The organism is Sporosarcina thermotolerans (assembly GCF_042658975.1).
Classification (GTDB): domain Bacteria; phylum Bacillota; class Bacilli; order Bacillales_A; family Planococcaceae; genus Sporosarcina; species Sporosarcina thermotolerans.
Genome location: NZ_JBHSRM010000032.1, coordinates 1 through 1,427, shown reverse-complemented (window position 1 = coordinate 1,427; position 1,427 = coordinate 1). Strand labels below are relative to the sequence as shown.

At 44.4% G+C, this 1,427-nt stretch carries 1 protein-coding gene; it reads left to right on the top strand.

Features of this window, described 5'->3' with window-relative positions; all coding sequences use genetic code 11:
* Positions 1-42 precede the first annotated feature (42 nt).
* Complete coding sequence (locus ACFPZG_RS18695) at positions 43-1,257, top strand: ISL3 family transposase (RefSeq protein WP_283734095.1); 1,215 nt, start codon at positions 43-45, stop codon at positions 1,255-1,257.
* Positions 1,258-1,427 lie beyond the last annotated feature (170 nt).

Sequence of the window (1,427 nt, the reverse complement as noted above, 5' to 3'; positions counted from 1 at the left end):
TATACTTGAATTGTCGAGAAACAAGTAAACGAAAGGTGATACGTGCACATGAATTCTACCATGAATATTCCAGGATTAAAAGATGTAAACATTGAAAAGATAGAGGAGATTGGGGATCGGACTGCACTTCATGTTTCGCTTCCCAAGCAACCTCACAAATGCCCTGCGTGTGGGTCAATGACAACGAAGACCCACGATTACCGGATACAGAAGATTAAGCATCTCAAGTGGTTTGAGCGTTTAACGGTTCTTTTCTATAGACGTAGGAGGTATGCCTGTTCTTGTGGAAAGCGTTTCTCTGAGACATCCCCTTTCGTGGATAAGTATCAACGCTACACTAAAGAGTGGAATCAAGTCGTGCGTATCCGATCAGTCAAGGCCAAAACATTTAAAGAAGCAGGAGAGGTACTCGGCACCTCCAGCTCGACCGTGATCCGACGGTTCAAGGAAGTGGCGAAAGAGCAGATGACCAATGGCGTCCGGTTACCAAAAGCCATTGCGATGGATGAATACAAAGGCGATACGGATGCCGGTACGTACCAGTTGATTATAGCGAACGCAGAAACACACGAACCTCTGGATATCTTGCCAAACCGCAGAAAAGAAACGATTCAAGATTATCTCCGCCAACACGGAGCTGACGTTGAATTAGTGGTCATGGATATGAATCCGAGCTTTAAGGCAGCTGTGAAAAAGGCCTTGGGACGCCCCGTCATTGTCGCAGACCGATTCCATTATTGTCGGTATATCTACTGGGCGATTGATGAAGTTCGCCGGAAAGTGCAGAAGGAATGGCATGCATATGACCGCAAGAAATGTAAAAGAATGCGACATGTATTATATAAGCGTAACGATAAATTAACGGAAAAAAACCGTTGGTATTTAAATCGGTATTTAGGCATGTCTGATGAATTGAAAAAGGCATATGAACTGAAAGAGGCGTACTGTGAGTGGTTTGACTGGGCGAAGACCGCTGAGGATATGGCAGAAGTGAAGAGCCGACTAGAGGACTTTTACCGCAAGGTAGAGGAAGCTGGTATTCCGGCGTTTTCAAAAGCCATTCAAACATTTAGAAACTGGCAAGTTGAGATCTTGAATAGTTTCGGCTTCAAGTATTCCAACGGTTTTCTAGAGGGAATTAATAATAAAACAAAAGTGATGAAGCGCAATGCCTATGGTTTTAGACGCTTCGATCACTTTAAGGCAAAGATATTATTAAACATTCGATATAAAGAAATCGGTACTCATTTAGGTTAAGGATAGGATTTCTTTACGGCGTTATAGGTTTAAAAGAGATTCTTTGATTGGAGCGAAAGGCGGCGACTCCTGCCGGAATAGCATGAGCTGAAGACCCTGGACTGAGCAAAGCGAGGGAAGCGGCTGAAGCCATGCCGGCGGAAAGCGTCCGCCTGTAGCGCAAATCAACA